The 5,737-nt window shown below is 39.0% G+C and carries 5 protein-coding genes; all 5 read right to left on the bottom strand.

The genetic code is table 11. From position 1 onward, the window contains the following. Positions 1 to 1,825, bottom strand: a 1,825-nt coding sequence (locus tag NTU69_05635) for a nucleoside-diphosphate sugar epimerase/dehydratase (GenBank protein ID MCX5803001.1), incomplete at its 3' end; no start/stop codon positions are given. Positions 1,826 to 1,835: 10 nt separating this feature from the next. Then, positions 1,836 to 3,311, bottom strand: a complete 1,476-nt coding sequence (locus tag NTU69_05630) for a glycosyltransferase family 39 protein (GenBank protein ID MCX5803000.1) — start codon at positions 3,309 to 3,311, stop codon at positions 1,836 to 1,838. A gap of 58 nt (positions 3,312 to 3,369) precedes the next feature. After that, positions 3,370 to 3,930: a sugar transferase gene (locus NTU69_05625; protein MCX5802999.1), complete on the bottom strand. Its 561-nt coding sequence runs from the start codon at positions 3,928 to 3,930 to the stop codon at positions 3,370 to 3,372. Positions 3,931 to 3,938: 8 nt separating this feature from the next. After that, the gene (locus NTU69_05620) at positions 3,939 to 4,934 is read right to left on the bottom strand and encodes an NAD-dependent epimerase/dehydratase family protein (GenBank protein MCX5802998.1); all 996 of its coding nucleotides are present in this window, start codon (positions 4,932 to 4,934) and stop codon (positions 3,939 to 3,941) included. Continuing rightward, a partial coding sequence (locus tag NTU69_05615) for a glycosyltransferase (GenBank protein MCX5802997.1) occupies positions 4,931 to 5,737 on the bottom strand: 807 nt, incomplete at its 5' end. The genes NTU69_05620 and NTU69_05615, both read right to left, overlap by 4 nt.

The raw sequence follows: 5,737 nt of genomic DNA, 5'->3' as shown, positions 1-5,737 counted from the left end.
GGGAACTATTTTCAGGAACAATTGACATCAATTTTTCCCTTATTTCCTGCGGATTATACTGATCTATTTTCTCCACAAACTCTTCAATCCTTTTTTGTAAATCTATCCAATCAAAGGACGATGCCTTAACCATCATGATTTTCTCATGCGAGGTGGGTTCTACCTCCTCCTCGTCTGTAATGAGTTCTTCATGTATTTTCTCACCAGGTCTGAGGCCGGAGTATACAATATCAATATCCTCTCCCATTCTCAAACCCATCAATCGAACCATATCTGCTGCCAGGTCAGTAATGCGAACTGGCTCTCCCATATCGAGAACATAAATTTCCCCACCCTTTCCCATTGCCCCTGCTTGCATAACCAGTTGGGCCGCTTCAGGAATACTCATAAAGTACCTCGTTGCATCAGGATGGGTTACTGTTAGGGGTCCCCCCTTCGCAATCTGTTCTTTAAAGAGCGGGATGACGCTTCCCGCACTATTTAAAACATTACCAAACCGGACAACAATATATTTAGTCTTCTGGCGTTGGTTCATTCCCTGACAGATTAGCTCGGCAATCCTCTTTGAAGCGCCCATTACACTGCTCGGTTTGACCGCCTTATCCGTTGAAATCATGACAAACTTTGCTACATCGTACATGGCAGAAACCTCTGCAACATTTTGAGTTCCCATAATATTATTTTTAATCGCTTCAGCAGGATGAACTTCCATCATTGGCACATGTTTATAAGCTGCTGCATGGAATACAACCTCGGGTCGATATTCCCCTATCACCCCTTCCAATCTTTTTACGTCCAGAATATCTCCAAGGACAAAAGCACATGGGGCATTTGGGAATAATTCCGAAAACTCCATTTCAAGATGGTAAAGTTCATTTTCTACCCTTTCAAAGAGGATGAGCTTTTCCGGGTTAATCTTAAGAATTTGGCGACAGAGTTCCTGACCAATTGACCCCCCGGCACCGGTAACCAAAACCTTTTTATTGGAAAGATAACCCTTTATCAGTTCCCTATTCAGCTCAATGTGCTCACGACCCAAAAGATCTTCAATACGGATCTCTCGAATCTCATTCACACTGACCTTTCCGTTCAGAATATCACCCATCGCCGGTACAGTTTTGCAGGGAATCCCCATGTCCTTGCACTGGTGAATAATTTTCCGCATTTCTTTGCCGGTCATCGAAGGAATGGCTATTACGATTTCCTGAACTTTCTTCTTTAAAACAATCCTGCCCACATCTTCAACCTTCCCTAATACAGGAACATTATGGATCCGCCGTCCCTGTTTATCAGGATCTTCGTCTAAAAAACCGACAGGGTCAAAGGCTATATTTGGATTCTGCTTCATTTCTCTTAATAACATCTCTCCGGCCCTTCCAGCACCAATGATCAGAACCCGTTTTTTGTTATCTCCTTTCACCATATAAAACTCCCGTGAGAGCCGGTAAAGAAAACGTACCCCACCTACAAAGATGATTATCACAAACCAGTCAATGAGAAACACGGATCTCGGGAAATCAATGAAATGGTAGCGAAAGGTGATAAAAGCAACGAAAAGAAAAGAGCTCAAAGTAATTGCCTTTAAAATTCTCAACAAATCATTGATTGAAGCATAGCGCCATACACCGCTATATAACCTGAACAAATAAAAACATACGATTCTGATGAGTACAAGTACAGGGAGCGACTCAACAAATTTGTTGTAAAAAATCTCAGGAATAGAGAAATTGAAGCGAAGAAGATATGCTAACCAGTACGAGAGGGTAACCAGCACCACATCGCTGAAAATGACAATGATTCTTTTTCCTCTACCAACCAATCTCATAGGATAACTCTCACTCTTCCTTAAGTCTATAGACTACGATTGAATATTCTTTAAATTGATCCAATTTGGGTAATTGAACTTTCTCAAGAACAAAGGGATTTACATTCCCATTAAAATTATCTAAAAAGGTATCAACTGTTCTTTTATCAACAATTAATAATCTTGTTTGATTCTCCTTTAAAAATCTTATCACTTCTTCAAAAGTCATACCTTGGGGAAGGGGGATAAATTCTGAATCTGCATAAAATAAAACTCTGTGTAAGATTGGTTCTCCTGCAAACCTTGCTTTAGAGTAACCCATCTCTTTTAGATAAACTCCTGCTTCCTTCAATTCAATTTTATCTACTCCAGAACAAGAAAGTGTTTTGGGAAGAATAACAATAAATACAACCATAAGTAAAAAAATTGTCATATATTTAGAATAATTCAATAACGATTTTCTCTTCATAACCCAATTATAGAATATATCTCTCAATTCATAAAAGCCAATCCCTGCCCAGACCAATGCAGGAATCCCCATCAATAACCCGTGTCTGGTACCAAAATAATTGGTTTTGGCAACATAGAAAAATGAGCTGAGAAACAATATGGTAAACCATATCAAAATCGGAATTTCCCTTCTTGAATAAGGGATCGATCTTCTCCGGAATACTCCAAACAATAACAGAATGAAAAACACAACATTAAACGATTTTATGAATTTATATATTATCTCTGAAATGAACGTAATATATTTATGTCTTTTCGATATGTCCAGAAATGACCGAAATTGAACTGTTGTTCTATCCAAAATGTCAGGTTTCACCTCTAATGTGTGTTCAGTGCTGTTCATAATCAAAAAAGGCAATTTTGTCCCTACATGACCTATTTCCCAACTTCCAAGCCTATTTTTAAAGAAGAGTAAAGGAGAAGAAAAAATAATCGGCATAGAAACGATAAAAACAAGCAAAAAAATGATGAGTCGTTTCAGACCGAAATCCCCTTCGTGATAGTACCAAAAAATCCATAATAAAATGATTAAAAATATAGAAACACCTTCCATACGGGTAAACATTGCCAGTCCTGTAAAAAGGCTTGCTAAGACCACAAAAATCAACTTTCTGGAAGAAAGCCCTTTTAGGGCCAGCCATAATGCGGTTATCGAAAAGAACCAATAACTTGATTCCCGTAAGACATTCGTTGAATATTCAACAAGACGGGGGCTGATTATATAAAATATTCCGGCAATCAATGCAATTTTCATATTTATCAGTTTCTTCGTTATTAAGAAAAGCGGGATAACTGCGAGAGATCCTAAAACCGCTGAAACCATTCTGCCTGCAATCTCCCAGTTGTGAAATATTTTTTGAGCAATGACAATCAAAAAAGGGTAAAGACTAAAAAATCCAAATTCAGAAATTTTCTGAAGGCTACCGGCATTAATCATTTTGGCGATATTTACATAAAATATCCCATCAGGAGCAATAACGCTGGCAGTAAAAACCATATACACCCTTATGATAAATGCAAATAGAAAAAGAAAAAGGGTTACTTTAAGGTCCTCTTTAATGTTTAACCCCCTCTGCCTTTATTGCTTTTAAAAAAGTCAGATATAGTATCTTAAGATCAAATAAAAAAGATTGATGTTTCATATAGTACTCATCTAATTCAACCTTTAAGGGGATCGGGATATCATCTCTACCGTTGATTTGTGCCCAACCGGTAATTCCGGGAACAAGTTTATGTATCTCCTTATTTGTTCTCAGGATAATTAAATCATCCTGATTATATAGAGCCGGCCTTGGGCCAACAAGGCTCATATTGCCCTTTAAAACACTCCACAATTGAGGCAGTTCATCCAAGCTAAACTTACGTAAGAAGGATCCAACAGGTGTTAAATAAGCATCGGGATTTTTTAAAAGGTGCGTAGCAACAATGGGGGCATTTTTGCGCATTGTGCGAAATTTAGGCATTTTGAATATCAGGTTGCGAACACCAACCCTGTCTGACCAATGTAAAACCGGGCCCTTAGAGGTTATTTTAATTGCTAATGCAATAATCAAGATGGGGATGGTCAAAAAACATAACAAGAAAATAGCCGTAATACAATCAAATATGCGTTTCATAGAACAAATCACAAGTAGCCATTTTGTTTCATTTCACGAATCGTTTCTTCCCAACCTTTCACCAAGCCATATTGTGGCTCAAAACCTAATTGGATTCTGATACGCTGGCTATCCACCGCTATGTCCTCTATATATTTGTCAACCATATCACGCCCGATCGTTACATTAATACCAAACAGATGTGCAAAGACCTCTAATACAGATATTGTCCACCTTACAGGTTTAACAGGCAATGATATTCTTGGTGGAGACCGATCAAGGGCTTTGCACATTACTCTAATTATCTCATTTAGTGTGTGGAAATTTCCATCTGATACATTATAAACCTGACCAGCCGCTTCCGGATGTTCTATTATTAGCAATACCGCTTTTGCTACGTCCCTGTCGTAGATTAATGTGCGTCGGTTATGTCCATCACCAATTGGTATAAATTTCCCCTGTTTTAAAGACAGCAGAAGCCGCCTATAGTTACCTTTAACGCGTGCCCCATACACAGCACCAAACCTTAATACTGTTCCAAGTGGCTGACCATTCGGGCGATAAGCTTGTAAGACAATCTTTTCTGCAGTTAGCTTGGTTTGAGCATAGAATGTGTCTGGATATGGTGGCGTATTTTCAGTAATAATCTGGTTGGCAGTATTACCATAAACCGCAATAGTACTAAAAAAGATTACACGTTCTACATTTTCTCTAAGAGCAGCTTGAACAACGGTATCTGTTCCACCAACATTTACTTTCTCATATTCCTTACGCAAAGTAGGTGGCGGATTTACAATGTGTAGCAAAGACGCCATGTGAACAATTGTCTTAATACCTTGAACTGCTGATTTTACCACATAGGGGTCTGTAACATCCCCGATAAGAACCTCAACACCATCTGGAAATAAATCTGGATCTGGTGGATCAATAGATAAGGTACGAATTTGATAACCTGCTTCGCGTAATATTTGCACTACGCGAGGCCCTACTGCCCCAGTGGCACCTGTAACTAAAATGCGATTCATGAACCGGTCAGCAAAGAATGGTGGTGGGTCGTTAAAAGGGATTCATAGTATTCAAGCATTCCAGAGACTACGATTTCTTTTGAAAAATCGTGTATGGCCCTTTTTCGTGCCCTCTCACCCATTTTATTCTTTAAGTCAGGATCTTCAATGAATTGCATCATTCTGGTTACAAGCTCATTTACATTGGCAGGTTCATATAATAACCCGGTGGCTCCTTCTTCAATAGCATCGGTTATTCCGTAGATTCTTGTTCCAATAGACGGGATTCCGGTAGATGCTGCCTCTATGATAACGCCACCGAAACCCTCCCGGTAGCTTGGCAGGCAGAAGACATCTGCTGCTGCCATATAGTGTTCTGGTTTGTCTGTATAATCTTTGAAGTGTACTCTGTCAGCACGGGGTCCGCATACTGAAAGTATTCTGCTCTTCATATCTTCTTCATCGGTTCCCACTATCACAAGATAAACATTTTGATGGGTCTTGCATACTTCCAAAAACGCATTGGCGAGATTCAGTAATCCCTTATCTCGATTCAGCCTTCCAAGGAATAAAAATACTATATCTGTTTCAGAAATTCCGAGTTTTTTTCTCAGATTCATCCGGGCTTCAGGGTTTGGTAAAAATCTTTTCGTATCGACCCCACATATAGAACCATTTGCAATTACATGCGATTTTAATACAGATACTACTTTTTCTTTAATCAGAAAATCTCTTTGAGAGTGGCTGTCTACAAGAATCTGCGTAGCACAAAAAGCTATCAATTTATCGGCAGTCTTCAAACACCATCTCACGACACCTTTGCG

The organism is Pseudomonadota bacterium (assembly GCA_026388215.1).
In the GTDB taxonomy this organism is placed as follows: domain Bacteria; phylum Desulfobacterota; class Syntrophorhabdia; order Syntrophorhabdales; family Syntrophorhabdaceae; genus JAPLKF01.
The sequence above is the reverse complement of the archived record's forward strand: the minus strand, read 5'-3'. Positions and strand labels throughout refer to the sequence as shown.